The following is a 24,227-nucleotide window of genomic DNA, read 5'->3' on the forward strand; positions in this document are numbered from 1 at the left end:
TCCTGCGTTCTCCGTCTTCCGGTCAGGGCCTTCGGCTGCCCTTTTCCCCTCACGGAAGACAAGGACCGCAGGCCATGGCCCGCCCCACCGCGACCTCCCGCGCGCTCTCGCAGAACTTCCTCGCCGACCGCGCCACCGCCGAACGCTTCGCCCGACTTGCCGCCCCACAGGCCCGGCCGATCCCGCTGCTGCTCGAAGTCGGTGCCGGCAAAGGGGCGTTGACCGTCCCACTGGCCCGGCACTGCCAGGAGCTGCGCGCGTACGAGATCGACCCGCGGCTCGTGCCCGTCCTGCGCGGCCGCCTCTCCGGCACGCCACACGTGCGCGTCGTCGGCGGGGACTTCCTCGCCCTCCGCCCGCCGCGCACGCCCTTCTCGGTCGCCGGGAACGTGCCGTTCTCCCGGACCGCCGCCGTCGTGGACTGGTGTCTGCGCGCTCCCGCCCTCACCGACGCCACCCTGCTCACCCAGCTCGAGTACGCCCGCAAACGCACGGGCGACTACGGCAACTGGACGCTGCTGACGGTCCGCAGCTGGCCCCGCTACGAGTGGCTGCTGCTCGGCCGGGTCGACCGGCGGGATTTCCGGCCGGTCCCACGCGTGGACGCGGGGGTGCTGCGCATCGAACGGCGTGCCACCCCGCTGCTCGACGAGGCCGCGTACCGGAGCTGGCGGTCCCTGGTCGAGCTGGGCTTCTCCGGGGTCGGCGGTTCGCTGCACGCCTCCCTGCGGCGGGCCCACCCGAGGCGGCGGGTGGACGCCGCGTTCCGGGCCGCGCGCCTGGATCCGGGGGCGCTCGTGGGCGAGGTGACGCCCGGGCGGTGGCTGCGGCTGCACGAGGCGCTGACCTCATGAGGCCCAAATGCGTTGACGAGACGTCTCGTCTCGCATACGGTCGCCGCATGACCAGTCGCGCTCACATCGCCATGTTCTCCATCGCCGCCCACGGGCACGTGAACCCGAGCCTCGAGGTGATCCGCGAGCTCGTGGCGCGCGGCCACCGGGTGACCTACGCGATCCCGCCGGCCTTCGCCGAGAAGGTCGCGGCCACCGGTGCCGAGGTGAAGCCGTGGAACTCGACGCTGCCCTCGCCCGACGACGACCCGTCGGCGTGGGGGACCACACTCCTGGACAACGTCGAGCCGTTCCTCGACGACGCGATCCAGGCCCTGCCGCAGCTGATCGAGGCCTACGAGGGCGACGAACCGGACCTCGTGCTGCACGACATCGCCTCGTACCCGGCCCGCGTGCTCGCCCACCGCTGGGGCGTCCCCGCGATCTCCCTCTCGCCGGCCATGGTCGCCTGGGAGGGGTACGAGGAGGAGGTCGCCGAGCCCATGTGGGCGGAGCCGAAGCAGACCGAGCGGGGCCGCGCCTACTTCGCCCGTTTCCAGGCCTGGCTGGAGGAGAACGGGATCAGCCTGCACCCCGACGCGTTCGGCGGCCGGCCCGACCGCTCGATCGTCCTGATCCCCAAGGCGCTCCAGCCGAACGCGGACCGCGTCGACGAGAGCGTGTACTCCTTCGTCGGAGCCTGCCAGGGCGACCGGACCGCCGAGGGCGACTGGCAGCGGCCGGCGGGCGCGGAGAAGGTCGCGCTCGTCTCCCTCGGGTCGGCCTTCACCAAGCGGCCCGGCTTCTACCGGGAGTGCGTCAAGGCGTTCGGCGGCCTGCCGGGCTGGCACCTGGTGCTCTCGATCGGCAAGCACATCGACCCGGCCGAGTTCGCGGACGTCCCCGCAAACGTAGAGGTGCGGTCGTGGGTGCCGCAGCTGACGATCCTCAAGCAGGCCGACCTGTTCGTCACGCACGCGGGCGCGGGCGGCAGCCAGGAGGGCCTGGCCACCGCCACGCCGATGATCGCCGTACCGCAGGCCGCGGACCAGTTCGGCAACGCGGCGGTCCTTGAGGGCCTCGGCGTCGCCCGGCACCTCCCCACCGAGGAGGCGACCGGCGAGGCCCTGCGCGAGGCCGCCCTCGCCCTGGTGGGCGACCCGGAGGTCGCCCGTCGGCTGAAGGTGATCCAGGGCGAGATGGCCGAGGAGGGCGGCACGCACCGCGCGGCCGACCTCGTCGAGGCCGAACTGCGCGCCCACCAGGGCTAGTGCCCCGACAGGCAAGGTTCGCCCCGTCGCGACGCCCGGCACGCTCCCCCGAGCTCTTCGAGCAGGGGCCCCCACTCGCCGCACCGGCCGAAAGCCCGAGTACGTCCCGTACGAGGACGTCCGGCCGGCACTCCCCCAAGCTCTTCGAGCAGGGGGTACCCCCAGAGCACGCACCGGACGCCGCTCCTCGACGGGCAAACGGTGCCTGCCGCGGCACTGGTCGGGGCGCCCGCCCCGCGCCGGGCCGTTTCGCCCGCACTCCGCGACGGCCTGGCGGGTCAGGGGCATGCGGGCAGGGTCGAGAGCCGCGTCCACGCGTGCTGCCTGTACCCTCCGGGACGCCCCCGGCGCCGTACCCGGCAGTGCCGGGGACGTCCTGCACGTGCGCCGTCTCACGCACTGAGAGGGCCCGTTGGTTTATCCGGAAACCAACGGGCCCTTCGGGCGGCGGCGGGGCTCAGACCTTGAGGGGCTCGCCCCCGTCCCGTGCCGCCGGTCCCGCGATCGCCTGGGGCGCCTCGTCGTGCGTGAGATCCGGCAGCCGGTGCAGCCACCTCGGCAGGTACCAGTTCCGCTCGCCGAGCAGCGCCATCACCGCCGGCAGCAGCACACCCCGGATGATCGTCGCGTCGATGAGCACCGCCGCCGCGAGACCGACGCCCATCTGCTTCATGGACTGCATGGACAGCGTCCCGAAGATCGCGAAGACGGCGACCATGATGACGGCGGCGCTCGTGACGACGCCTGCCGTGGTGACCACCCCGTGCCGGATCGCGTCCTTCGTCGCCAGGCCTCGCAGCCGCGCCTCCCGGATCCGGGAGACCACGAACACGTGGTAGTCCATCGACAGGCCGAACAGGATCACGAAGAGGAACAGCGGCAGCCAGGTGATGATGGCGCCCACGCCCTCCGCGCCCACCAGCGAGGCGCCCCAGCCGTGCTGGAAGACGGCGACGAGGATGCCGTAGGCCGCGCCCACCGACAGCAGGTTCAGCACGATCGAGGTGACCGCGACCGTCAGCGAGCGGAACGACAGCAGCATCAGCAGGAAGGCGAAGACCACGACGAAGGCGAAGACCGGTACGACCGCCCCGGCCAGCTGGTCGTTGAAGTCCTTCGAGCCCGCGACCTGCCCGGTGATCGGCGCCTCGACCCCGTCGACCCTGCCGAGCGTGGCCGGCCGCACCTCGTCGCGCAGCGTGTCCAGGCTCTCGCCCGCCCGGTCCTGGTCGGATCCGCCGACCAGCGGCACGTAGACGAACGCGACGTTCTGCGCGTCGTGCAGCCTGATCTCCACCGGACCGCGGGACGCCCCCGAACTGATCGCCCGGTCACGGAAGTCGGCGAGCGCGGACTTCACCTCCGGCGCGTTGATGTCGTCCGCCCTGACGACCACCTCGGCAGGCTCGGAACCGCCCGGGAACGCGTCGTTGAGACGGTTGTACGTCTGCACGATGGGCAGCGAGTCACCGAACTCCTGGTCCAGCGTGAGCTGCTGCGTCTTCATGCCGAGCGCCGGAGCCGCGATGGCCAGCAGCGCACCGGCCGCCACCGTCACGGAGATCACCGGCCTGGCGAGCACGCGCCGCAGCACGGCCGTCCAGAACCTACTGTCCTGACCGCCGCCCCGCCGGCGCCGGCGCAGGAACGGGATGCGGCCCTTCTCCACGCGCTCGCCGAGCAGCGACAGCAGCGCGGGCAGCACGGTCACGGACCCCACCATCGCGACGGCCACCACCATCAGCGAGGCCATGCCCATCGCCTCGAACTCGGCGAGCCCGGTGAACAGCATGCCCGCCATGGCCACGCACACCGTGACACCGGAGACGACGATCGCCCGGCCACTGGTCGCGGCGGCGATCCGCAGCGCCGTGCGCGCGTCACGGCCGGCCTCGCGCTCCTCGCGTTCCCGGCGCAGGTAGAACAGGCAGTAGTCGACGCCGACCGCCATGCCGACCAGCAGCATCACGGAGTTCGCGGTGTCGCTCATCGGCTGGAGATGGCTGACGACGCCCATCAGCCCCATGGTCGCCATGATCGCCGTGACGGCCAGCGCGACCGGCAGCAGCGCCGCCACCAGCGCGCCGAACGCGATCAGCAGAATGCCGAGGGCGACCGGCACCGCGGAGTACTCGGCCTTCTTGAAGTCGTCCCCGAACGCGTCGTCGAACGTCTTCATCATGCTGGCGCCGCCGATCTCCTCGATCCGCAGCGACCCGTGGTCCTTCTGGACGCCCTCGACGGCCTTCAGCACCGGCTCGACCCGCTCGCCGGCGGTGTCCGACGCGCCGCGCATGTCGAACTGCACCAGCGCGCTGCGCCCGTCCTTGGAGATCGTCTTCGTGTCGTACGGCGACGTCACGTCCGTGACCCGGCCGGTCCCCTCGACGGCCTTCACCACCGCGGTGACGGCGTCCCGGAACTCGGCGTCCATGGCCTTGAGCGCACCGCCTCGGGCCTGGACCAGCACGGTCTCACTCGCCGGTTCGTCGATTCCGGCGTCCTCGATGATCCTCGCGGCGGTGTGCGTCTCCCCCTTCAGTTGGTCGCTGTCCTCGACGTCGACCCGGCCCGCCGCCGAACCGAGCCCCATCGCCAGGACGACGAACAGCACCCAGATGCCGACGGCAGCCCATCGGTGCCGCGCGCTCCAGCCGCCGGCCCGGGCGGCCAGGCCCCGCACCCGCACTTCTCCGTTCCCCATGACGGGCTTGCCCCCTCGTGATGCGGCGGCGGCCCCCTGCCGCCCCCTTCCGATTCGAAGGTATGGGCCGGATAAAGCCATCTCGTCGTGCTGCCCGGTGAGGTGACGGGGCCGGAACTCATCCCCATGGCCCGCACCCCCTCCCCACTGGGAAGGACCGCGAAGGACGGTGGGCCCTTACACCTATCGGGGCCCCAAGAGGGGCATACCGGGCTCCTCGGCTGTGTGGATCCTGAGCAGACGGTTGTGCCCCACGGTGACTGGTGAGTAATTTACGGGGCCGGGCAGCTGCCCACCGGCCGTCGTGCCCACCCCCACGGGGCACGACGGCCGTCTTATCGTGTCCGGATGACGACGATGTATGCGGCGCTGCTGCGCGGGATCAACGTGGGCGGCAGCAGAAAAGTCCCGATGGCCGATCTTCGCTCCCTCCTGTCGGGTCTCGGCCACGAGGACGTGGCCACGCACCTCCAGAGCGGCCAGGCCGTGTTCTCCTCCGGCCGCGGCGACGAGGAGTCGCTGGCCGCCGAGATCGCGCACGCCGTCGAACAGCACTTCGGGTTCGCCGTCGACGTGATCGTGCGCGACCACGCCTATCTGAAGGCGGTCGCCGACGCCTGCCCGTACCCGGCCGCCGACCTGGAGCCCAAGCAGCTCCACGTCACCTACTTCTCGGCGCCCGTGGGACCCGAGCGCTTCGCGGAGATCGACCAGGCCGCCTACCTCCCCGAGGAGTTCCGCCTCGGCGACCGCGCCCTGTACCTGTACGCCCCCGACGGCCTGGGCCGCTCCAAACTCGCCGAGCACCTGTCGAAACCGCGCATCAACAAGGGAATCGTCGCCACGACCCGTAACTGGAACACCGTCGTCAAACTGGTGGAGCTGACGGGTGCCTGAGCACAACCCGGCCGTCGAGGCCGCCATGGAGCTCGAACTGGCCCTCCTCACCCCGAAGATCCGCAGCTCGCCCGAGAGGGTCGGGGCGCTGCTGCACCCCGACTTCCACGAGTTCGGCGCCTCCGGCCGGCACTGGAGCCGGGCCGCCATCATCGCCTCCCTGGCCGCGACCACCGGTCAGGGGCCCCGACCCGTCGCCGTCTCCGTGATGAGGGGCGCACAGCTCGCCCCGGACCTGGTCCACCTCACCTACGACACGGAGTACGACGGCAGCCGCGCGCACCGCAGTTCGCTGTGGCGGCGGATCGACGGCCGGTGGCTGCTCTACTTCCACCAGGCGACACCGTTCAGCGAACGGGCGGTGTAGGCGTCTGGCCGATTCACCCCCCACACGTGCCCCGGACTTGGCACGGTAGGACCATGACGAGCACTGATCACGAGACGACACCCCCCGGTCGGCTGACGGCCCTTCAGGCCATGCGCGGTGCGGCCGCCCAGCTCGCGGAGCTGCTCGGCACCACACCCGACTCCGTCTCGGCCGTCCGCCCCGCCCCGGACGGCTGGACGGCCGACGTCGAGGTCGTGGAGCTGGAGCGGGTCCCCGACACCATGACCATCATGGCGACGTACCGCGTCACCCTGGACCCGCAGGGCCGGCTCATGGGCTACGAACGGGTGCGCCGCTACGCCCGGGGCCAGCTCGACCGGCAGCGCTAGCACCCCCCTTTCCTCTCAACTCCCGTTCCCGGTCATCGTTTTTGGTGTTCACGTGAACACCCACGCCACCACCCCCGTACCTACGGGCGGCACGAGAACGGACTCTCGCGAGAGGAAACGCACCGTGACCGTCATGACGCAGTCCGGCGGGATCCAACCCGCCGCCACCTCCAGCGGTTCGGGGACCGCCGGCCTCTTCGACATCCTCGAACTGATTCTGGACCGCGGGCTCGTCATCGACGTGTTCGTGCGGGTCTCCCTGGTCGGCATCGAGATCCTGAAGATCGACATACGCATCGTCATCGCGAGCGTCGACACCTACCTCCGTTTCGCCGAGGCCTGCAACCGCCTCGATCTGGAGGCCGGCCGCAAGGCCCCCGACAAGCTCACCGACATCGTCGGCAACCTCGTCGAGAGCGGCGCCCGGGGCAAGACCAGCGGTGCGATCGGCGGCGCCATCGACGCGATCGGCGACATCTTCGACCGCGACGACAAGGACCGGGAGGACGAGCGGTGAGCGGCGTCTACGTCTACGCCGTCACCCGCGCCGACCACCCCCTGCGGCTCGACGGCCTGCGCACCGTCGGCGGGACGGACGAGCCCCCGCGCGTCCTCGTCCACGGCCCGCTCGCCGCCGTGGTCAGCGCCGCACCACCCGACCTGCGCCCCAAGCGGCGTGACCTCGGAGCCCACCAGGAGCTCCAGGAACGCCTCATGGCCGACGGATCGGTCCTCCCCATGCGGTTCGGCCTGCTCGCCCCGGACGACACCGCCGTCAGGACGGCCCTGGAGGCCAAGCGCGACGACTACGCCCGCAGGCTCGGCGAACTGCACGGCACCGCCGAGTACAACCTCAAGGCCGCCCGCTCCCAGGACGACCTGCTGCGCGAGGTGCTCGACGGGTCCGACGAGGCCCGCCGGCTCAACCAGTGCACCCGCGACGGCACCGGAACCTACGAGGACCGCCTCGCCCTCGGCGAACTGGTCGCCCGGCAGGTCGACGCCCGGCAGCGGCGGCAGGCCGACGAGATCGTCGCGAGGCTGTCCGGCCTGGCCCGGGCCAGTGTCCTGGCCGATCCGTCCAAGGACGACTTCCTCAACGTGTCGTTCCTCGTGGAACGGGCCCGCGCCGACGAGTTCGGCGAGGCCGGCCGGACCCTGGCCCAGGACTACGGCGCCGCCTACGACTTCAGGCTGCGCGGCCCCCTGCCCCCCTACAGCTTCGCCGCCTGACGGGGGACCGGCCATGGGCCTGCTCACCGGCATCCTCACCCTCCCGCTCGCGCCCCTGCGCACCACCCTCTGGGCCGCCGAGCAGCTGCAGGCCGCCGCCGAGGCGCAGTACTACGACCCGGCCCCCGTCCGGCAGGCCCTCGTCGACCTGGAACGGGCCCTGCTGGAGGGCCGGATCGGCGAGGACGAGTACGACCGCCGCGAGGACGAACTGCTGGACCGACTCGACGAGATCACCGCCCGGAGACGAGCCCCCCGACCATGACCCACCCGGCCCCCTCGGCAGCAGGCGGACTCAACCGAGCCTCCCGCCTTCCCTCCCCCTACGACCACCCGTCCGGCGCCCAGTCCGCCAACCTCGCCGACATCCTCGAACGGGTCCTCGACAAGGGTGTGGTCATCGCCGGCGACATCCGGATCAACCTGCTCGACATCGAACTGCTCACCATCAAGCTGCGCCTGCTCGTCGCCTCCGTCGACAAGGCGAAGGAGATGGGCATCGACTGGTGGGAACACGACCCCTCCCTCTCCTCCCGGGCCGGCCGCTCCGAGCGGTCCCTGGCCGACGAGAACGAACGCCTGCGCGCCGAGATCGCCGCCCTCAAGGCGGCCGACAGGAGGCCGGAGCCATGACCGACCCGCACCGCGTCTACGCCTACGCCGTCCTGCGCCGCACCCCCGAGGCCGCCGCCGCGGTGACGGGCCTGCGCGGGGTCGCAGGAGACCCGATCCACCTGGTGGAGCCCACGGACCCGGCTCCCCAGCTGGCCTTCGCCGTCGGCCGGGTCCCGGCCGCCGACTACGACGAGGCGCCCCTGCAGGCCCACCTCGACGACCTCGACTGGCTGGAGACCACCGTCCGCTCCCACCACGCCGTGGTCGCCGCACTCGTCGCCGGCGGCGCCGCCGTCCTCCCGCTGCGCCTCGCCACCGTCTACCGTGACGAGGACCGCGCCCGGCACGCCCTCGACACCCGCCGCGCGTACTTCCTGTCCCTGCTGGACCGCCTCACCGGCCATGTCGAACTCGGCGTCAAGATCTACGCCACGCCGGACATCACACCGCCCGAGGCCGAGACCGACATCGCGCAGGAGCCGGCCACCGGCCTCGGGGTCGGCCGCGCCTACCTGGCGATCCGCCGCCGCAGACAACGCAGGAACGAGGAGGCCTGGCGCACGGTCGCCCAGGCCGCCGCGCACCTCACGGAAACAGCCGGCGCCCTCGCCGTCGACCGCGTCGCCCACACGCCCGAGCGCGGCAGCCTGGCAGGCTCGGCTCCCGGCACGAACGTGGGCAACGACGCCTACCTGGTCCCCGCCGACCGCGTCGACGCCTTCCGCACAAGCCTCCTCACGGCCGCGCGGAACATCCCCGGCCTCCGCGTGGAGATCAGCGGCCCCTGGGCGCCGTACTCCTTCGCCCTCCAGCCCGAGCCGGAGGCCGCCGCGTGACCGTCACTCCGCGCTCCGGCCGCCCGGCCGGTCAGGCGCTCACGGCCGCCGGCGCCGGTACCCGTGCCGCCTCGTACCGCTCCAGCACCACCCGTGCCACCTCCGGCGCCGGGCCCAGTACGTCCGCCAGGACGTCCGCCTGCGCCGCGCCCCGGGCGATGCGGTCCGGGAGGAAGCCGGGGGCCAGGACGTAGGGGGCGACGGCCACCCGGGAGCAGCCGAGTGCGCGGAGTTCGCGGACGGCGTCCTCCGTGCGGGGCAGAGATGCGGAGGCGAACGCAGGCCGCACGGCGCACCAACCGGTGTGCCGCCACTCCCGCGCGATTTCTGCGATCACTGCGATCGCCTCCGGGTCGGTGGACCCCGCCGAGGCCAGGACGACCCCGGTCGAGGACTTGTCGGCGGGGGACAGGCCCGCCTCGTACAGCCGTCGCTCCAGCGCGGACAGCAGCAGCGGCGACGGGCCCAGAACCTCCGCCTGGTGGATGCGCAGCTGCGAGGGCGCGTCCGCCAGGACCGCCGGGATGTCCGCCTTCGCGTGGAACGCCCGGGTCAGCAGGAGCGGGAGGGCCACCACGGTCCGGACGCCCTGCGTGGCCAGGGACTCCAGCACCCCCCGCACCGAGGGCACGTTGAAGTCCAGGAAGCCGGTCTCCACCCGCAGGTCCGGGCGCAGCGAGCGCACCCGGCGGACGAGAGCGTGCACCGTCGCGGCGTGCCGCGGGTCGCGGCTGCCGTGGGCGATGACGAGGAGAACAGGCTTGTCGATCATGGAACTCAGCTCTTCACCAGCAGGCCGCGGTTGCGCAGCACCCACCGCTCCAGCGGGCTGAAGATCAGCAGGTCGATGGCGATGCCGACGATCAGGATGAGCAGGATGGCCTCGAAGACCATGGCCATGTCGCTGGCGTTGCGGCCGTTCTCCAGCAGCTGGCCCAGGCCGACGCCGAGGTCGGGGAAGGACGCGATGATCTCGGCGGCCATCAGGGAGCGCCAGGAGAAGGCCCAGCCCTGCTTCAGGCCCGCCACGTAACCGGGCAGCGCCGCCGGGAGCACGATGTGCCAGGTGCCCTTCAGGCCGGTGGCGCCCAGCGTGCGGCCCGCGCGCAGGAACAGCGGCGGCACCTGGTCGACACCCGACACCAGGCCGTTGGCGATCGACGGGACCGCGCCGAGCAGGATCACCGCGTACATCATCGAGTTGTTCAGGCCCAGCCAGATCACCGCGGGCGGCACCCAGGCGACCGACGGCAGGGACTGCAGACCCGACAGGATCGGGCCGAGGGCCGCGCGCACCACCTTCACCCGTGCCACCAGCAGGCCCAGCGGCGTGCCGATCACCAGGGCGAAGCAGAAGCCGAGCAGACCGCGCGAGACGCTGGTCCAGATGTAGCCGAGCAGTTCGCCCTGGAGCCACGCGGTCTGGACGACGTTCCACACGTCGGACGGCGCCGGCAGCTTGGTCGGGTCGTCGACGACCTTGAACGAGACGAGGCCCTGCCAGACCGCCAGCACCAGCACGATGGCGACGACGGGCGGCAGGATCTTCTCGACGAAGGTCTGCCGGAACGGGGGCCGGCCCGTCTGCCGCGTCTCCAGCGCGTCGAGGCCCGCCTCCAGTCCGGCGAGATCGTTGCCGTCCTTGGCGACGGTCGTCGAATCAGTGCTGGCCATGACGGCGGATCTCCTCACGAAGTTCTTCGGTGATCTCGACGGACAGCTCCGCCACGGCGGTGTCCTCGATGCGGCGCGGATGCGGGATGTCGACGGTCCACTCGCGTGCGACCCGACCCGGGCGGGAGGACAGCAGCACCACGCGCTGGGCGAGGCGCACCGCCTCGCGCACGTTGTGCGTGACGAACAGGACGGACACCTCCGTCTCGCGCCAGATACGGGTCAGCTCGTCGTGCAGCACGTCCCGCGTGATGGCGTCGAGCGCGGCGAACGGCTCGTCCATCAGCAGCAGCTTGCTCTCCTGGGCGAGCGCGCGGGCCAGCGCGACGCGCTGCCGCATACCGCCCGACAGCTCGTGCACCCGCTTGCGGTACGCGCCCTTCAGGCGCACCAGCTCGAGCAGCTCCTCGGCCTTGCCGCGCCGTTCGGGCTTCGGAACACCACTGAGCTTCAGCGCGAGTTCGATGTTCTTGCCCGCGGTCAGCCACGGGAACAGCGCGTGCTCCTGGAACATCAGCGCCGGGCGGCCGTCCGTGGTGATCTCGCCGGCGCTGGGCCGGTCCAGGCCGGCCACCAGGTTGAGCAGCGTGGACTTGCCGCAGCCCGAGGCCCCCAGGAGAGTGACGAACTCACCGGGCGCGACATCGAGGGTGATGTCGTCCAGGACGAGCTGCTGCCCGGCGGGGCCCGGATACGACTTCGAGACGTGTTCGATCCGGGCGGCGTGCGTGGCCGACGCGGTGGCGTCGGCGGCCTTGGCGAGGGTCGTGGCCATGGTCGTCACCTCCTGGGAACTCTGCAAGATGCGGCTTCGTGGGCTTACTTCGCGCCGAGACCGGCGTCGTCGACCGCGGGCTCGCCCTCGGCCTTGAGGACCTTGTTCAGCGGCGCGAGGTCGTAGATGCCCTTGAGGGCGGGCTTCTGCAGCAGCCCCGCCTTCACGGCGTGCTCCGCCTCGGTGTTGAGGGTGGAGGCCAGCGGGTCGTCGGTGAACCGGATCGACTTCCACGCCGGGTCGAGCACGTCGGCGGGCAGCGCCTTGCCGGAGTCGGCCTCCAGCTGCTTGTTCGCCGCCGCCTTCGCCGCGTCCGGGTTGGCGTTGATCCACTTATTGGTCTCGACGGAGCCCTTCAGCACCGCCTCGACGACCTTGGGGTGCTCCTTCAGGAAGTCCTGGCGCACGATGATGTTCGTGATCACGAACTTCTTGTCCGGCCACAGCGACCCCTCGTCGAGCAGCACCTTGCCGCCCTCGGCGACCAGCTTCGACGCGGTCGGCTCCGGCACCCAGGCACCGTCGACGGACCCGGACTTGTAGGCGTCCGGGGTGACCTTGTTGTCGCTGCGGACGACCGTGACATCGCCCTTGCCGCTCTGCGGGTCGACCTTCCAGCCCTGGTCCGCGGCCCAGTTGAGGAACGCGACGTCCTGCGTGTTGCCGAGCTGCGGGGTGGCGATCCGCTTGCCCTTGACGTCCTTCAGGGACTTGATCTTGTCCGGGTTGACGACGAGCTTCACCCCGCCGGACGCCGAACCGCCGATGATGCGCAGGTTCTTGCCCGCGGCCTTGGTGTAGCCGTTGATCGCGGGGGAGGGGCCGATCCAGCCGATGTCGATGGACTTGGAGTTGAGCGCCTCGATCTCGGAGGGACCGGCGTTGAAGATGGCCGGCTCGACCTTGGTAGCGCCGAGCGCCTTCTGGAAGATGCCCTTCTGCACGCCCACCAGCGCGGTGCCGTGGGTGAGGTTGCCGAAGTAGCCGATCTTGACGGTGTCGAGACCGTCGATCTTCTTCGCCCCCGCGGCCACCTTGGCGGCCCCGTCGTCCTTGGACTCGGAGCCGTAGCCGCAGGCGGCCAGCGTGAGCAGGGGAAGTGCGGCGATGGCCGCGAGGCTGCGGCGAAGAGCGGATGATGCAGGCACGGGAGGTGTTCCTCTCGGAGGCCCGGCGGTCACGGTCTCTCAGGTCGTGGCCGGGAGGTCGGCAGGTTTTCGTCTACGGCGGTGGGGGGTGAGGGCGCGCAGGCAGTGCGCGTACGTCAACGCACACATCGCGCCACTCCGCCCTGCCCGCTGCCGAGAGAACCGCTGCCGACGCGGCCGCCCTCCTTCGCGAACGAGGAGTAGAAGTCGGGGGAGTTCATGTCAGAAGTCCCACCCGTCGTCCTCGGCCTCGTCCTTGACGGGCTCCGGGGAGGCGAAGGACTCGCCGACCATGCCCGCGGTGAGGGTCTGGCCGTCGTTCGGGTCGATCAGGATGAAGGAGCCGGTGCGCCGCGAGTCGGAGTAGGAGTCGACCGGCAGCGGCTCGGCGGTACGGATCTTCACCCGGCCGATGTCGTTGGCGACGAGCTGTCCCGGGTGCGGGTGCAGGGACAGGTCGTCGAGCGTGAGCCGGGACGGGATGTCCTTGACGATCGCCTTGACCGTGCGGGTGCCGTGCTTCAGCAGCACCCGGTGGTTGACGGTCAGCGGGGCGTCCGCGACATGGCAGACGGTCGCCTCGATGTCCTGCGTGGTCGCGGGCGCGTCCTTGCTCGGCACGATCAGGTCGCCGCGCGAGATGTCGATGTCGTCCTCCAGCAGGAGGGTCACCGACTGTGTCGTCCAGGCGACGTCGACCGGCTCGCCCAGCAGGTCGATGCCGGCAACCTTCGAGGTGCGGCCCGAGGGCAGGACGGTGACCTCCTCGCCGACGTGGAAGGAACCGGCGGCGATCTGACCGGCGTACCCCCGGTAGTCGGGGTGCTCGGCGCTCCGCGGCCGGATCACGTACTGCACGGGCAGCCGGGCGTGGCAGTGGCTCAGGTCGTGGCTGACCGGCACCGTCTCCAGGTGCTCCAGCACGGTCGGGCCGCCGTACCAGTCCATGTTCGCGGAAGGCTCCACCACGTTGTCGCCGACCAGCGCCGAGATCGGGATCGCGGTGACCTCGGGGACGCCCAGCTCCGTCGCGTACGCCGTGAACTCCTCGGCGATTCCCGCGAACACCTTCTCCTCGTAGTCGACGAGGTCCATCTTGTTGACCGCGAGGACCACGTGCGGGACGCGCAGCAGGGCGGCGAGGGCGGCGTGCCGGCGGGTCTGCTCGACGACGCCGTTGCGGGCGTCGACCAGGATGACCGTCAGCTCGGCGGTGGAGGCACCGGTGACCATGTTCCGCGTGTACTGCACATGGCCGGGGGTGTCGGCGAGGATGAACCGCCGCAGGGGTGTGGCGAAGTAGCGGTACGCCACGTCGATGGTGATGCCCTGCTCCCGCTCGGCCCGCAGACCGTCCGTCAGCAGCGCGAGGTCCGGCGCCTCCTGGCCCCGGCTCGCGGAGGCGCGCTCCACGGCCTCCAGCTGGTCGGTGAGGACCGACTTGGAGTCGTGCAGCAGCCGGCCCACGAGGGTGGACTTGCCGTCGTCGACGGAACCGGCGGTGGCGAACCGCAGCAGGGTGGTCTCCGAGAGTTCCTCGGTGGTGACGGTGCTCATCTCTAGAAGTACCCCTCGCGCTTGCGGTCTTCCATCGCGGCTTCGGACATCTTGTCGTCGGCGCGGGTGGCGCCGCGCTCGGTGAGCCGGGAGGCGGCGATCTCGACGATCACCTTCTCGATGGTGTCGGCCTCGGAGTCGACGGCTCCGGTGCAGGACATGTCACCGACCGTGCGGTAGCGCACCAGGCGCTTCTCGACGGTCTCGCCGTCCTTGGGCCCGCCCCACTCGCCGGCGGTCAGCCACATGCCGGCGCGCTTGAACACCTCGCGCTCGTGCGCGTAGTAGATCTGCGGCAGTTCGATGCCCTCGCGGGCGATGTACTGCCACACGTCCAGCTCGGTCCAGTTGGACAGCGGGAACACGCGCACGTGCTCGCCGGGGGCGTGCCGGCCGTTGTACAGGTTCCACAGCTCGGGGCGCTGACGGCGCGGGTCCCACTGGGAGAACTCGTCCCGCAGCGAGAACACCCGCTCCTTGGCCCGGGCCTTCTCCTCGTCGCGCCGTCCGCCGCCGAAGACGGCGTCGAACTTCTCCGCCTGGATCTTCTCGGTCAGCGGCAGCGTCTGCAGCGGGTTGCGGGTGCCGTCCGGGCGCTCCTTGAGCACACCACGGTCGATGTAGTCCTGCACGGAGGCGACGTGCAGCCGCAGCCCGTGCTCGGCGACCGTGCGGTCCCGGTAGTCGAGGACCTCCGGGAAGTTGTGCCCGGTGTCCACGTGCAGCAGCGAGAACGGCACCGACGCCGGCCGGAAGGCCTTCAGCGCCAGGTGCAGCATGACGATGGAGTCCTTGCCGCCGGAGAACAGGATCACCGGCCGCTCGAACTCGCCCGCCACCTCGCGGAAGATGTGCACCGCCTCGGACTCGAGGGCGTCGAGGTGGGAGAGCGCGTACGGGCTGTCAGTCCCCTCGGAAACGGTGGCGACGGTCGTCGTCATGCCAGTCCCCTTTCGCTGAGCAGGGCGTACACGGACGCCGCGGACTCCTGCACGGTCTGGTTCTGCGACTCGATGCGCAGGTCGGGCGACTCGGGCGCCTCGTACGGGTCGTCGACGCCGGTGAGCCCGGTGAGCTCGCCCGCGGCCTGCTTGGCGTACAGGCCCTTCACGTCCCGCTCGCTGCACACCTCGACCGGAGTCGCCACGTGGATCTCCAGGTAGGCCGTGCCGCCCGCCTGGTGACGCTTGCGCACCGCCTCGCGGCTGTCCTGGTAGGGCGCGATGACCGGGACGAGGGCGAGCACGCCGTTGCGGGCGAGCAGTTCGGCGACGAAGCCGATCCGCTGCACGTTGGTGTGCCGGTCCTCGCGGCTGAAGCCGAGGCCCGCCGAGATGAACTCGCGGATCTCGTCGCCGTCGAGCACCTCGACGCGGTGGCCCTCGGCGCGCAGCCGGCCGGCCAGCTCGTGGGCGATGGTGGTCTTGCCGGCACTCGGCAGACCCGTGAGCCAGACGGTGGCTCCGGTCGTCACGTCGCTCTCCTGAATCGTCGTCGTCATCCGTGCAGTCCGCACTCGGTCTTGCTGCGGCCCGCCCAGCGGCCTGCGCGCGCGTCCTCGCCCTCCAGCACCCGGCGGGTGCAGGGGGCGCAGCCGACGGAGGCGTAGCCGTCCATCAGCAGCGGGTTCGTCAGGACGCCGTGCTCGGTGACGTAGGCGTCCACGTCGTCCTGGGTCCAGCGGGCGATGGGGGAGATCTTGACCTTCTGCCGCTTCTCGTCCCAGCCGACCACCGGGGTGTTCGCCCGGGTCGGGGACTCGTCGCGGCGCAGACCGGTCGCCCAGGCCTGGTAGTCCTTCAGGCCCTCTTCAAGCGGCTGGACCTTGCGCAGCTTGCAGCACAGGTCCGGGTTGCGGTCGTGCAGCTTCGGGCCGTACTCCGCGTCCTGCTCGGCGACCGTCTGGCGCGGGGTGAGCGTGATGACGTTGACGTCCATCACGGCGTCGACCGCGTCACGGGTGCCGATGGTCTCCTCGAAGTGGTAGCCGGTGTCGAGGAACACCACGTCCACGCCGGGCATCGCACGGGAGGCGAGGTGGGCGACCACCGCGTCCTCCATGGAGGAGGTCACGCAGAAGCGCTTGCCGAACGTCTCGGCCGCCCACTGGAGGATCTCCAGGGCGGAGGCGTCCTCCAGGTCGCGGCCCGCCTGCTCGGCGAGCGCCTTCAGGTCCTCGGTGGTGCGCTGTTCCTGGGTGGTCGTCATATCTGTGCCCCTCCGGAGTCGGATCGCTTCAGCCCCTGGGACAGCAGCCCGAGGAACTTCAGCTGGAAGGCTCGACTGCACGCCGCGCATTCCCAGGCGCCGTGCTTCTCCTCGCTCGGACGCAGGTCCTCGTCACCGCAGTACGGGCAGTAGAAGGGTGCCGCGCGCTCGCTCACGACAGGGCCTCCTCGCTGGCCCGGGCCGCCCAGGTGGCGAACCGCTCGCCGTCCTCGCGCTCCGCCTCGAACCGCTTCAGGACGCGCTCGATGTAGTCGGGCAGCTCCTCGGAGGTGACCTTCAGACCGCGCACCTTGCGGCCGAACCCGGCCTCCAGGCCGAGCGCGCCGCCGAGGTGCACCTGGTAGCCCTCGACCTGCTCGCCCTCGCTGTTCACGACCAGCTGGCCCTTGAGACCGATGTCCGCGACCTGGATACGGGCGCAGGCGTTCGGGCAGCCGTTGAGGTTGATGGTGAGCGGCTCGTCGAAGTCCGGCAGACGGCGCTCCAGTTCGTCGATCAGCTGCGAACCGCGCTGCTTGGTCTCGACGATGGCGAGCTTGCAGAACTCGATGCCGGTGCAGGCCATGGTGCCGCGCCGGAAGGAGGACGGCCGGGCGGTGAGGTCGAGCGCCTCCAGGCCCTCCACCAGCGACTCGACCTTGTCCTCCTCGACATCGAGGACGATCATCTTCTGCTCGACGGTGGTGCGCACCCGGCCCGAGCCGTGGGCCTCGGCGAGGTCGGCGATCTTCGTGATGGTCGCGCCGTCGACGCGTCCCACGCGCGGGGCGAAGCCCACGTAGAACCGGCCGTCGTTCTGCCGGTGCACACCGATGTGGTCGCGCCACTGCTGGGACGGCTGCTCGGGGGCCGGGCCGTCGACCAGCTTGCGCTTCAGGTACTCGTCCTCCAGCACCTGCCGGAACTTCTCCGCGCCCCAGTCGGCGACGAGGAACTTCAGACGGGCACGGGTACGCAGCCGGCGGTAGCCGTAGTCACGGAAGATCGACAGGACGCCCTCGTAGACGTCCGGGACCTCGTCGATCGACACCCAGGTGCCGAGGCGCACGCCCAGCTTGGGGTTGGTGGACAGGCCGCCGCCGACCCACACGTCGAAGCCCGGACCGTGCTCGGGGTGCACGACGCCGACGAACGCCACGTCGTTGATCTCGTGCACCACGTCCAGCACCGGCGAGCCCGAGATCGCGGTCTTGAACTTCCGCGGGAGGTTCGAGTACGCGGGGTTGTTCAGGACGCGGCGCTTCATCTCCTCCAGGGCCGGGGTGGCGTCGATGATCTCGTCCGCGGCGATACCGGCGACGGGCGAGCCGATCATCACACGCGGGGTGTCGCCGCACGCGGTGACCGTGGACAGGCCGACGCCCTCCAGCCGGTTCCAGATCTCGGGCACGTCCTCGATCCGGATCCAGTGGTACTGCACGTTCTGCCGGTCGGTGATGTCGGCCGTGCCGCGCGCGAACTCCTGGGAGACCTCACCGATGACCCGCAGCTGCTGGGTGGTCAGCGCCCCGCCGTCGATGCGGACGCGCAGCATGAAGTACTCGTCGTCCAGCTCCTCCGGCTCCAGGATCGCCGTCTTGCCGCCGTCGATCCCGGGGCGGCGCTGGGTGTACAGGCCCCACCAGCGCATCCGGCCGCGCAGGTCGTTCGGGTCGATCGAGTCGAAGCCCCGCTTGGAGTAGATCGTCTCAATGCGTGTCCGCACATTGAGACCGTCGTCATCCTTCTTGAACTGCTCGTTGCCGTTGAGCGGGGTGTGGTGTCCCACGGCCCACTGACCCTCACCGCGGTGACGGCTCACCTTGCGGCGGGGAGTCGCGGCGGCAGGCTTCTGCGGGGTGGCGGCCATGGTTGATACGTCCTTCGGGACAGCAGTGGGCAGGGGTCGGCGCGTAGCGCCGTCGATGAGGGGTGGCGGTCGGGTGACGGGCGGGAGGCTCTGACCTGCGCGCGCGGGCGCATGGGCATAGGGCGCGTCGTTGCGCAGGAATGAGGAGAGGAAGGGGTCTGTCGGGCGCGGGCTGAGTACTCTCAGAGCGCCGGACAGATGGCGCTGGACATGCGGCCGAGGTCGACGTGCCGTCGACTCACCAAGGCGATTCCAGTTCCAGACATGACGGAAGCGTGTCACGGCGATCTGGACACAGTCCAGCTTCGTCCAAGATTCGGACATCCGTGTCTCGGAATCCAAGACACGGGTGTCCTTGGTCACATTCGGGTACTTCGGGGTGTCCGTACTGGTCAGACGGGGAACCCCCCAGGCCACGGTCCCGGAGTAGCGGCGTCCGGTTCCTCCTCGACCTTGGTGTCGAACAGCGTGAACCCGCGGCGCTGGTAGTTGTCCATCGCGTGCTCGCCGTCCTTGCTGCAGGTGTGCAGCCAGACCCGCTTCGTCGGCGCCAGTCCCGCCCACCGGTCCGCGAGGTCCCAGGCCCGGGCGGTGCCGTACGACAGCAGGTGGCCGCCGATGCGCCGGCCCCGGAAGGCGGGGAGCAGCCCGAAGTAGACGATCTCCACGACCGCGTCGTCCTGCGCCTCCAGCTCCACGAACCCCGCGGGCGTGCCCCGGTCGTACGCCACCCACGTCTCGACGCCCGGGCGCTCCAGGTGCTCGAGCCACCGCGCGTACGACCAGCTCAGCCGGTCCGTCCAGCGGATGTCGCCCCCGACCGAGGCGTACAGGAACCGGCTGAACTCGGGCGAGGGTACCTCGGAGCGGACGATCCGGACGTCCCCCTCCGGCGCGGCGGCCGACAGCAGGTCGGTCGGCGCGGTCTGCTCCAGGGACCAAGTGGTCACGGCGATGGTGGTCATGAGGGTCAGAAAATCATCCGGCCCGGTGTCGTGTCGACGGAGGTCGGGGCTTCGCCGCTCAGTCCAGCGCCCGGTCGACCGACGCCAGCGGCAGCGCGAACAGCGTCCGCCCGGACTGGGACCAGACCTCGCCGGTCGCCTCCCAGTAGGACAGCGAACCCGATCCGCCGCTCCAGCACTGGCGCGTCTCGTCGGTCCCGCACTCCGTGGCCCGCGCGCCGTCCCGGTCCTGGCGCCACAGCGTCCCGTGTCCGTCCGGCCGGTCGGCGGCGCGGTCGATGTACCAGCCCGAGCCGTACGACAGCACACCCCGTACGTCGGCCGTCTTCGTCTCGTACGCCTCGACCGGGTCCGCGTGCCCGGAGGAGTCGGTGGCGAGCAGACCGGACCGGGCCGGGTCCCGGCTCAGCGCGTAGCGCCACAGCCGGGTGTGCCGGTCACCGTCCGCCGACACCCACTCGCTCGTGACCAGACTGTCGGGAGCGGTGCTGCGGTCGAGGGAGACGGCGGCCGGACGCGGCACGTCGTCCCCGCCGGGCAGGGCGTACGAGCCGACGGCGGGCAGGACGTACCGGTAGCCGTGCGCCGCCCAGCCGCCCCGCACCCGGCCGACCGCGTCGGAGTCGACGGTGGCGCGCTGGATGCGGTCCATGTCGTACACGTACAGCGCGTTCCGGTCGCCCTCGCGGGTCGTCACCAGCAGCTTGTCCTGATACCAGACCATGCCGGACAGCGAGGAGACCAGCCCGCGGTAGTCCCGGCCGCCGTCCACCGGGACGGCCAGCAGCGCCCAGGTGTAGCGGGGCCGGCCGAGGTTGTCGGCGTCCACGAAGGCGACCTTGGCGAGGCCCCGCTCGGGCGCCGGGCCGTCCATCGAGCCGCCCCCGGCGGCGCCGCGGGTCCAGCCGGAGAGGATCACGCGGTTCCCGCCCCAGCGGCCGTCGTCGTCGGCGTCCCCCGAGGTGGTGACCGCACCGGGCCGCCAGCCCCGGGTGTCGGCGCCGCCGAAGCAGTACGCGCGCGTGGCCGCCGGCTCCACCGGCAGGGCGTGCTTCTCGGCGGTCGAGCAGTCGGCCGCGCCACGCAGGGTCCGGTCGGCGCCGGCCAGCACCGTGCCGACCCCGACGGGCCGGCCCATCGAGGAGGCGAGCCGGTCGAGCCACCGCTCGGGCACCCGGTGCTCGGTCAGCGGCAGCCGCCCGGGCCCTTCGGACGCGCTGATCGGCTTCAGGGCCCCGGGGGCGTCGGCGACCGTGGCCTGCGAAGCACTGATCAGCGTGGCCGCGGCGGTGAGCGCGAGGGCCGTCCCGGCCAGGGTCGCGCGCAGCGCCCTGCCCCGTCTGCGTCGCCGGTGTCTGCCGCGATGCTTCATAACATCCTCCCGAGGCGGACCAACTGCGCCTTGTGATCCGTACGTTGACGGAGGAGCAGGTGGGGTGGCCCGTAGGGGGATGCTACGGCAGGTGGGCGGGGTGGCGGACGAAGACCCCGCAAATATGCGAAAGATGCACCCCCGAGGGCCGCCGGACGGCACCCGGGTGTGAACCTCAGGGCATGGCCACGGACGTGCGCAGCCCGCCCACCGCCGGAGCCGTCGAGTACGGCAGCAGATCGCGTGGGTCGTCCGGGAGCAGCACCTTTACCTCGGTGTCCTCGGCGAAGCGGTACGGCCGGTGCTCCAGGAACGCGCCGAGGTACCGCCGCACCCGGGACATCTCGGCGCGCACCGTCACCGTGCGGGCCGGGTCGCCGAACAGGTCACCGGCCAGGGCCGACGCGCTGCGGCCGGTGCGGTGCACGGCGAGCAGGCAGAGCAGTTCGGCGTGGCGGGGAGTCAGTTCGCGGGTCCAGGAGCCCGCGCCGCCGGACACCTCCACCGACCATCTGCGGGCCTGTCTGAGGTCCAGCACGACCCTGCTCGCCCCGCGCGGCGCCGGCTCGCCGCCGGCCGCCCGCAGCAGCCAGCCGCCGGCCAGCGGCTCCACCGAGCACGCCCCGAGCGCCGGCAGCCGCATCGGGCCCGGCGACAGCGACTTCGGCAGGGCGACCCGCCGCGTGTACGGCATGCCGCTCACGGCGGCGGTCCAGCCGTCCGCGTCGACGACCAGGGCGCGCCCGTCGAGCCGGGCCAGCACCGGCGCCGCCACCGCCCGCAGCCGCTCCAGCGACTCCACGTGCATCTCCCGCAGCCGGGCCTCGGCGAGCTTGGCCACCGAGTCGACCCAGGCGAGCGTGGCCGGATGCATCGTCTCCAGCGGGCCGCTCACGTCCACCACGCCGAGCAGCCGGCCGTCCCGCGGATCCGTCAGGGGAGCGCCGGCGCAGGTCCAGCCGGCCTGGGACCGCACGAAGTGCTCGGCGGCGAACACCTGCACGGGCCGGCGCACCACCGCCGGGGTGCCCACCCCGTTCGTGCCGACGACGTCCTCACGCCAGTCCGCGCCGAGTTCGAAGCCGAGCCCGTCGGCCTTGCGCAGCACCGGCGCACTGCCCTCGCGCCACAGCACCCGGCCCTCCTCGTCGGCGACCACCATGATGTGGTGGGCGACGTCCGCGACCGCCAGCAGCCCCTCCCGCAGCACCGGCAGCACATGGCGCAAAGCCGACGCCTCACGCCGACGCTGCACCTCCTCGCGCGACAGCAGTCCGGACCGGAAATCGTGGTCCGGATCCACCCCGCTGCGCAGCATGCGCTCCCAGGACTGCTCGATCACCCGACGCGGCGCCGCGGGAGCGGGCTGCCCGGCCAGCCGGGCGGCGCGGACCTCGTCGAGCACCCGGGCCGCACGCGTGGTGTCCACGGCGGCGAGCTGCGTGACGTCCATAGGCGTGTCCCCCCGGAAGCCTTTTCCTGACTGTCCGTCTCATACTGCCGTCTGCCCCCGGGCAGCGCGCACACTCCGCACACAGTCAGCAGCAACTTGCAACCCCGTGCAACCCTGGTGGACAGCCCGGCCGTGGCTGAAACTTGAGCGGCGCCGTCCCGAGCGGCGTTCAGTGGCTCGAACGGGCCAGTGCGGCAGGGGTGGTGCCGTGTCGGCGCAGCACCACCCCCGCTGCGGACCCGCGGGTCAGGACACCGGGCGGGCCCGCTCCACCACCGACGCCAGATCCAGGGTGTGCGGCAGCGTCCCGAACGCCGCGCCCCCGTCACCGCCCAGCCGTGCCGCGCAGAACGCGTCGGCCACCTCCGGCGGCGCGAACCGGACCAGCAGCGACCCCTGGAGCACCAGCGCCAGCCGCTCCGCCAGCCGCCGCGCCCGCCCCTCCACGCCCTCCAGGTCGGCGAGTTCGGTCAGCAGGTTCTTGATCGCCCCGTCGAGACGGTGATCGGCGCCGCGCGCCTGGCCGACCTCCCGCAGATACGCGTCGAGCGCCCCCGGCTCCCGCTGCAGCGCCCGCAGCACGTCGAGGGCCTGGACGTTGCCCGCGCCCTCCCAGATCGAGTTCAGCGGCGACTCGCGCACCAGCCGGGGCAGCCCGGACTCCTCGACGTACCCGTTGCCGCCCAGGCACTCCGCCGCCTCCACCGCCACCGCCGGGCACCGTTTGGTCACCCAGTACTTGGCCGTCGGCACCGCGATCCGCAGCAGCGCCCGCTCCTGCTCGCCGCCCTCGTCGTAGGCCGCCGCGAGCCGCAGCGCCAGGGTCGTCGCAGCCTCCGACTCGATCGCCAGGTCGGCGAGGACGTTGCGCATCAGCGGCTTGTCGACGAGCTTCCCGCCGAAGGCCTCGCGGTGGGTGCAGTGGTGCACCGCCTGCGCCACGGCCTGCCGCATCAGCCCCGCCGAGCCCAGCACACAGTCGAGCCGGGTCGCCGCCACCATCTCGATGATGGTGCGCACCCCGCGCCCCTCCTCGCCGACCCGGCGCGCCCAGGTCCCGTCGAACTCGACCTCGGCGGAGGCGTTCGACCGGTTGCCCAGCTTGTCCTTGAGCCGCTGGATCAGGAACACGTTGCGGGTGCCGTCCTCCAGCACCCGCGGCACCAGGAAGCAGGTCAGCCCGTCCGGAGCCTGCGCCAGCACCAGGAAGCCGTCGGACATCGGCGCCGAGCAGAACCACTTGTGCCCGGTCAGCTCGTACGTACCGGCCTCGGCGAGCGGCCGCGCGGACGTGGTGTTCGCCCGTACGTCGCTGCCGCCCTGCTTCTCGGTCATGCCCATTCCGAACAGCGCCCCGGCCTTCTGCCCGGCGGGCCTGAGCTCACGGTCGTAGATCTGGGACGTCAGCCGCGGCTCCCACTCGGCGGCCAGCTCCGGGTCCGTGCGCAGGGCCGGAACCGCCGCGTGCGTCATCGACAGCGGACAGCCGTTGCCGGCCTCGACCTGCGTCCACACCAGGAAGGCGGCGGCCCGCCGCACGTGCCCGCCCGGCCGGTTCCAGGCCGCCGTGAGACCGGCCGCGACACCCTTGCCGAGCAGGCGGTGCCAGGACGGGTGGAACTCGACCTCGTCGATCCGGTTGCCGTAGCGGTCGTGGGTGCGCAGCCGCGGCGGGTTCTCGTTGGCCAGCGCCCCCCACTCCTGCACCTGGGCCGAGCCGGAGGCCCGCCCGAGCCCCGTCAGCTCGCCGAGCGCCTCGTCGAGCAGAACGGGGTCCAGATGCCGTTCGACCGCCGCCGTGAGGGCCCGGTCGGCCGAGAAGACGTCGTAGCCGACCAGCGGCGGGACCTGGTTGCTCACGGTATGGGTGCTGCCAGTCATGGTGCGAACGTACCCCGTGGTACCCCCTCGCTCACCGGCGAACGGGGCCGGGGCGCGGAAGACCGGCCTGTGGATGAGTGGGGCCAGGCACGACGGATACCGTTAGGGGGTGCAGCCAGCGAGTGAAACCCCCGACACACCCTCCGGACGCCTCCACCGGGCGCGGGCTCTCTACCGGAACGTCTCCAAGCGCAGGACCGCCTGGCTGTTGCTCAAGG

General features: G+C 71.7%; 26 protein-coding genes. 10 read left to right on the forward strand and 16 right to left on the reverse strand.

The window, feature by feature from the left end; all coding sequences use genetic code 11:
* Positions 1-74: 74 nt before the first annotated feature.
* Together erm(O) and mgt are read left to right on the forward strand one after the other, a co-directional pair.
* A complete protein-coding gene (gene erm(O) / locus SSQG_RS30635; RefSeq protein WP_003993824.1) occupies positions 75-854 on the forward strand; it encodes a 23S rRNA (adenine(2058)-N(6))-methyltransferase Erm(O) in 780 nt (259 codons plus the stop codon).
* Positions 851-2,104, forward strand: coding sequence for a macrolide-inactivating glycosyltransferase (gene mgt, locus SSQG_RS30640; protein ID WP_003993825.1), 1,254 nt, complete (start codon positions 851-853; stop codon positions 2,102-2,104). Before erm(O) ends, mgt begins: the two co-directional genes overlap by 4 nt.
* A gap of 457 nt (positions 2,105-2,561) precedes the next feature.
* Here the strand turns inward: mgt and SSQG_RS30645 are convergent, their stop codons facing one another.
* Positions 2,562-4,808 carry an MMPL family transporter gene (locus SSQG_RS30645; protein WP_003993826.1) on the reverse strand — a complete coding sequence of 749 codons (2,247 nt, stop codon included), beginning with the start codon at positions 4,806-4,808 and terminating at the stop codon, positions 2,562-2,564.
* 348 nt (positions 4,809-5,156) lie between these two features.
* Between SSQG_RS30645 and SSQG_RS30650 the strand changes: the two genes are divergently transcribed.
* From SSQG_RS30650 to SSQG_RS30685, 8 genes are all read left to right on the forward strand, one after another.
* On the forward strand, positions 5,157-5,705 hold the full coding sequence (locus SSQG_RS30650) for a DUF1697 domain-containing protein (protein WP_003993827.1): 549 nt from the start codon (positions 5,157-5,159) through the stop codon (positions 5,703-5,705).
* Positions 5,698-6,072 (forward strand): DUF4440 domain-containing protein, encoded by a 375-nt coding sequence (locus SSQG_RS30655; protein WP_003993828.1) that lies wholly within the window; start codon positions 5,698-5,700, stop codon positions 6,070-6,072. The genes SSQG_RS30650 and SSQG_RS30655 overlap by 8 nt, the downstream gene beginning before the upstream one ends.
* Positions 6,073-6,125: 53 nt before the next feature.
* Positions 6,126-6,422, forward strand: coding sequence for a gas vesicle protein (locus tag SSQG_RS30660; protein ID WP_003993829.1), 297 nt, complete (start codon positions 6,126-6,128; stop codon positions 6,420-6,422).
* 133 nt (positions 6,423-6,555) lie between these two features.
* Positions 6,556-6,939, forward strand: coding sequence for a gas vesicle protein GvpJ (gvpJ, locus tag SSQG_RS30665; RefSeq protein ID WP_086025191.1), 384 nt, complete (start codon positions 6,556-6,558; stop codon positions 6,937-6,939).
* Positions 6,936-7,655: a GvpL/GvpF family gas vesicle protein gene (locus tag SSQG_RS30670; RefSeq protein ID WP_003993831.1), complete on the forward strand. Its 720-nt coding sequence runs from the start codon at positions 6,936-6,938 to the stop codon at positions 7,653-7,655. Before gvpJ ends, SSQG_RS30670 begins: the two co-directional genes overlap by 4 nt.
* A 13-nt stretch (positions 7,656-7,668) precedes the next feature.
* Entirely contained in the window at positions 7,669-7,920 is a 252-nt protein-coding gene (locus SSQG_RS30675; protein WP_039933982.1) for a gas vesicle protein GvpG, read from the forward strand.
* On the forward strand, positions 7,917-8,288 hold the full coding sequence (locus tag SSQG_RS30680; protein WP_039933983.1) for a gas vesicle protein: 372 nt from the start codon (positions 7,917-7,919) through the stop codon (positions 8,286-8,288). Before SSQG_RS30675 ends, SSQG_RS30680 begins: the two co-directional genes overlap by 4 nt.
* Positions 8,285-9,106: a GvpL/GvpF family gas vesicle protein gene (locus tag SSQG_RS30685; RefSeq protein WP_003993833.1), complete on the forward strand. Its 822-nt coding sequence runs from the start codon at positions 8,285-8,287 to the stop codon at positions 9,104-9,106. Before SSQG_RS30680 ends, SSQG_RS30685 begins: the two co-directional genes overlap by 4 nt.
* A 31-nt stretch (positions 9,107-9,137) precedes the next feature.
* Here SSQG_RS30685 and SSQG_RS30690 read toward each other — a convergent pair whose 3' ends face one another.
* The 15 genes from SSQG_RS30690 to SSQG_RS30760 form a co-directional block, all read right to left on the reverse strand.
* Positions 9,138-9,878 (reverse strand): sirohydrochlorin chelatase, encoded by a 741-nt coding sequence (locus SSQG_RS30690; protein ID WP_003993834.1) that lies wholly within the window; start codon positions 9,876-9,878, stop codon positions 9,138-9,140.
* 5 nt (positions 9,879-9,883) lie between these two features.
* Entirely contained in the window at positions 9,884-10,780 is an 897-nt protein-coding gene (locus tag SSQG_RS30695; RefSeq protein WP_039933985.1) for an ABC transporter permease, read from the reverse strand.
* On the reverse strand, positions 10,767-11,555 hold the full coding sequence (locus SSQG_RS30700; protein WP_039933987.1) for an ABC transporter ATP-binding protein: 789 nt from the start codon (positions 11,553-11,555) through the stop codon (positions 10,767-10,769). The genes SSQG_RS30695 and SSQG_RS30700 overlap by 14 nt, the downstream gene beginning before the upstream one ends.
* A gap of 44 nt (positions 11,556-11,599) precedes the next feature.
* Positions 11,600-12,703 carry an ABC transporter substrate-binding protein gene (locus SSQG_RS30705; protein WP_003993837.1) on the reverse strand — a complete coding sequence of 368 codons (1,104 nt, stop codon included), beginning with the start codon at positions 12,701-12,703 and terminating at the stop codon, positions 11,600-11,602.
* Positions 12,704-12,925: 222 nt separating this feature from the next.
* Positions 12,926-14,260 carry a sulfate adenylyltransferase subunit 1 gene (locus SSQG_RS30715; RefSeq protein ID WP_003993838.1) on the reverse strand — a complete coding sequence of 445 codons (1,335 nt, stop codon included), beginning with the start codon at positions 14,258-14,260 and terminating at the stop codon, positions 12,926-12,928.
* A gap of 2 nt (positions 14,261-14,262) precedes the next feature.
* Positions 14,263-15,201: a sulfate adenylyltransferase subunit CysD gene (gene cysD, locus SSQG_RS30720; RefSeq protein WP_003993839.1), complete on the reverse strand. Its 939-nt coding sequence runs from the start codon at positions 15,199-15,201 to the stop codon at positions 14,263-14,265.
* Positions 15,198-15,734 (reverse strand): adenylyl-sulfate kinase, encoded by a 537-nt coding sequence (gene cysC, locus SSQG_RS30725; protein WP_039935544.1) that lies wholly within the window; start codon positions 15,732-15,734, stop codon positions 15,198-15,200. The genes cysD and cysC overlap by 4 nt, the downstream gene beginning before the upstream one ends.
* A gap of 23 nt (positions 15,735-15,757) precedes the next feature.
* Positions 15,758-16,468, reverse strand: a complete 711-nt coding sequence (locus SSQG_RS30730) for a phosphoadenylyl-sulfate reductase (RefSeq protein WP_003993841.1) — start codon at positions 16,466-16,468, stop codon at positions 15,758-15,760.
* Positions 16,465-16,644 carry a hypothetical protein gene (locus SSQG_RS30735; protein ID WP_003993842.1) on the reverse strand — a complete coding sequence of 60 codons (180 nt, stop codon included), beginning with the start codon at positions 16,642-16,644 and terminating at the stop codon, positions 16,465-16,467. The genes SSQG_RS30730 and SSQG_RS30735 overlap by 4 nt, the downstream gene beginning before the upstream one ends.
* The gene (locus SSQG_RS30740) at positions 16,641-18,338 is read right to left on the reverse strand and encodes a nitrite/sulfite reductase (protein WP_003993843.1); all 1,698 of its coding nucleotides are present in this window, start codon (positions 18,336-18,338) and stop codon (positions 16,641-16,643) included. Before SSQG_RS30740 ends, SSQG_RS30735 begins: the two co-directional genes overlap by 4 nt.
* Positions 18,339-18,520: 182 nt before the next feature.
* Positions 18,521-18,604 carry a putative leader peptide gene (locus tag SSQG_RS43770; RefSeq protein ID WP_338117313.1) on the reverse strand — a complete coding sequence of 28 codons (84 nt, stop codon included), beginning with the start codon at positions 18,602-18,604 and terminating at the stop codon, positions 18,521-18,523.
* Positions 18,605-18,730: 126 nt separating this feature from the next.
* Positions 18,731-19,303, reverse strand: coding sequence for a GNAT family N-acetyltransferase (locus tag SSQG_RS30745; protein WP_003993844.1), 573 nt, complete (start codon positions 19,301-19,303; stop codon positions 18,731-18,733).
* 58 nt (positions 19,304-19,361) lie between these two features.
* Positions 19,362-20,675 (reverse strand): hypothetical protein, encoded by a 1,314-nt coding sequence (locus tag SSQG_RS30750; RefSeq protein WP_003993845.1) that lies wholly within the window; start codon positions 20,673-20,675, stop codon positions 19,362-19,364.
* 175 nt (positions 20,676-20,850) lie between these two features.
* Positions 20,851-22,128 carry a GAF domain-containing protein gene (locus tag SSQG_RS30755; RefSeq protein WP_003993846.1) on the reverse strand — a complete coding sequence of 426 codons (1,278 nt, stop codon included), beginning with the start codon at positions 22,126-22,128 and terminating at the stop codon, positions 20,851-20,853.
* Between the two features lie 246 nt (positions 22,129-22,374).
* Complete coding sequence (locus SSQG_RS30760) at positions 22,375-24,009, reverse strand: acyl-CoA dehydrogenase family protein (RefSeq protein ID WP_003993847.1); 1,635 nt, start codon at positions 24,007-24,009, stop codon at positions 22,375-22,377.
* Positions 24,010-24,227: the final 218 nt, after the last annotated feature.

Origin of the sequence: Streptomyces viridochromogenes DSM 40736 (assembly GCF_000158955.1) — a bacterium.
GTDB lineage: Bacteria > Actinomycetota > Actinomycetes > Streptomycetales > Streptomycetaceae > Streptomyces > Streptomyces venetus.

Coding starts and splice junctions, on each gene's coding strand:
- mgt (WP_003993825.1), top strand. CDS start 851: ATGAGGCCCAAATGCGTTGACGAGACGTCTCGTCTCGCATACGGTCGC.
- SSQG_RS30645 (WP_003993826.1), bottom strand. CDS start 4,808: ATGGGGAACGGAGAAGTGCGGGTGCGGGGCCTGGCCGCCCGGGCCGGC.
- SSQG_RS30650 (WP_003993827.1), top strand. CDS start 5,157: ATGACGACGATGTATGCGGCGCTGCTGCGCGGGATCAACGTGGGCGGC.
- SSQG_RS30660 (WP_003993829.1), top strand. CDS start 6,126: ATGACGAGCACTGATCACGAGACGACACCCCCCGGTCGGCTGACGGCC.
- gvpJ (WP_086025191.1), top strand. CDS start 6,556: ATGACGCAGTCCGGCGGGATCCAACCCGCCGCCACCTCCAGCGGTTCG.
- SSQG_RS30675 (WP_039933982.1), top strand. CDS start 7,669: ATGGGCCTGCTCACCGGCATCCTCACCCTCCCGCTCGCGCCCCTGCGC.
- SSQG_RS30680 (WP_039933983.1), top strand. CDS start 7,917: ATGACCCACCCGGCCCCCTCGGCAGCAGGCGGACTCAACCGAGCCTCC.
- SSQG_RS30685 (WP_003993833.1), top strand. CDS start 8,285: ATGACCGACCCGCACCGCGTCTACGCCTACGCCGTCCTGCGCCGCACC.
- SSQG_RS30690 (WP_003993834.1), bottom strand. CDS start 9,878: ATGATCGACAAGCCTGTTCTCCTCGTCATCGCCCACGGCAGCCGCGAC.
- SSQG_RS30695 (WP_039933985.1), bottom strand. CDS start 10,780: ATGGCCAGCACTGATTCGACGACCGTCGCCAAGGACGGCAACGATCTC.
- SSQG_RS30700 (WP_039933987.1), bottom strand. CDS start 11,555: ATGGCCACGACCCTCGCCAAGGCCGCCGACGCCACCGCGTCGGCCACG.
- SSQG_RS30715 (WP_003993838.1), bottom strand. CDS start 14,260: ATGAGCACCGTCACCACCGAGGAACTCTCGGAGACCACCCTGCTGCGG.
- cysD (WP_003993839.1), bottom strand. CDS start 15,201: ATGACGACGACCGTCGCCACCGTTTCCGAGGGGACTGACAGCCCGTAC.
- SSQG_RS30730 (WP_003993841.1), bottom strand. CDS start 16,468: ATGACGACCACCCAGGAACAGCGCACCACCGAGGACCTGAAGGCGCTC.
- SSQG_RS30740 (WP_003993843.1), bottom strand. CDS start 18,338: ATGGCCGCCACCCCGCAGAAGCCTGCCGCCGCGACTCCCCGCCGCAAG.
- SSQG_RS43770 (WP_338117313.1), bottom strand. CDS start 18,604: ATGTCTGGAACTGGAATCGCCTTGGTGAGTCGACGGCACGTCGACCTC.
- SSQG_RS30745 (WP_003993844.1), bottom strand. CDS start 19,303: ATGACCACCATCGCCGTGACCACTTGGTCCCTGGAGCAGACCGCGCCG.
- SSQG_RS30750 (WP_003993845.1), bottom strand. CDS start 20,675: ATGAAGCATCGCGGCAGACACCGGCGACGCAGACGGGGCAGGGCGCTG.
- SSQG_RS30755 (WP_003993846.1), bottom strand. CDS start 22,128: ATGGACGTCACGCAGCTCGCCGCCGTGGACACCACGCGTGCGGCCCGG.
- SSQG_RS30760 (WP_003993847.1), bottom strand. CDS start 24,009: ATGACTGGCAGCACCCATACCGTGAGCAACCAGGTCCCGCCGCTGGTC.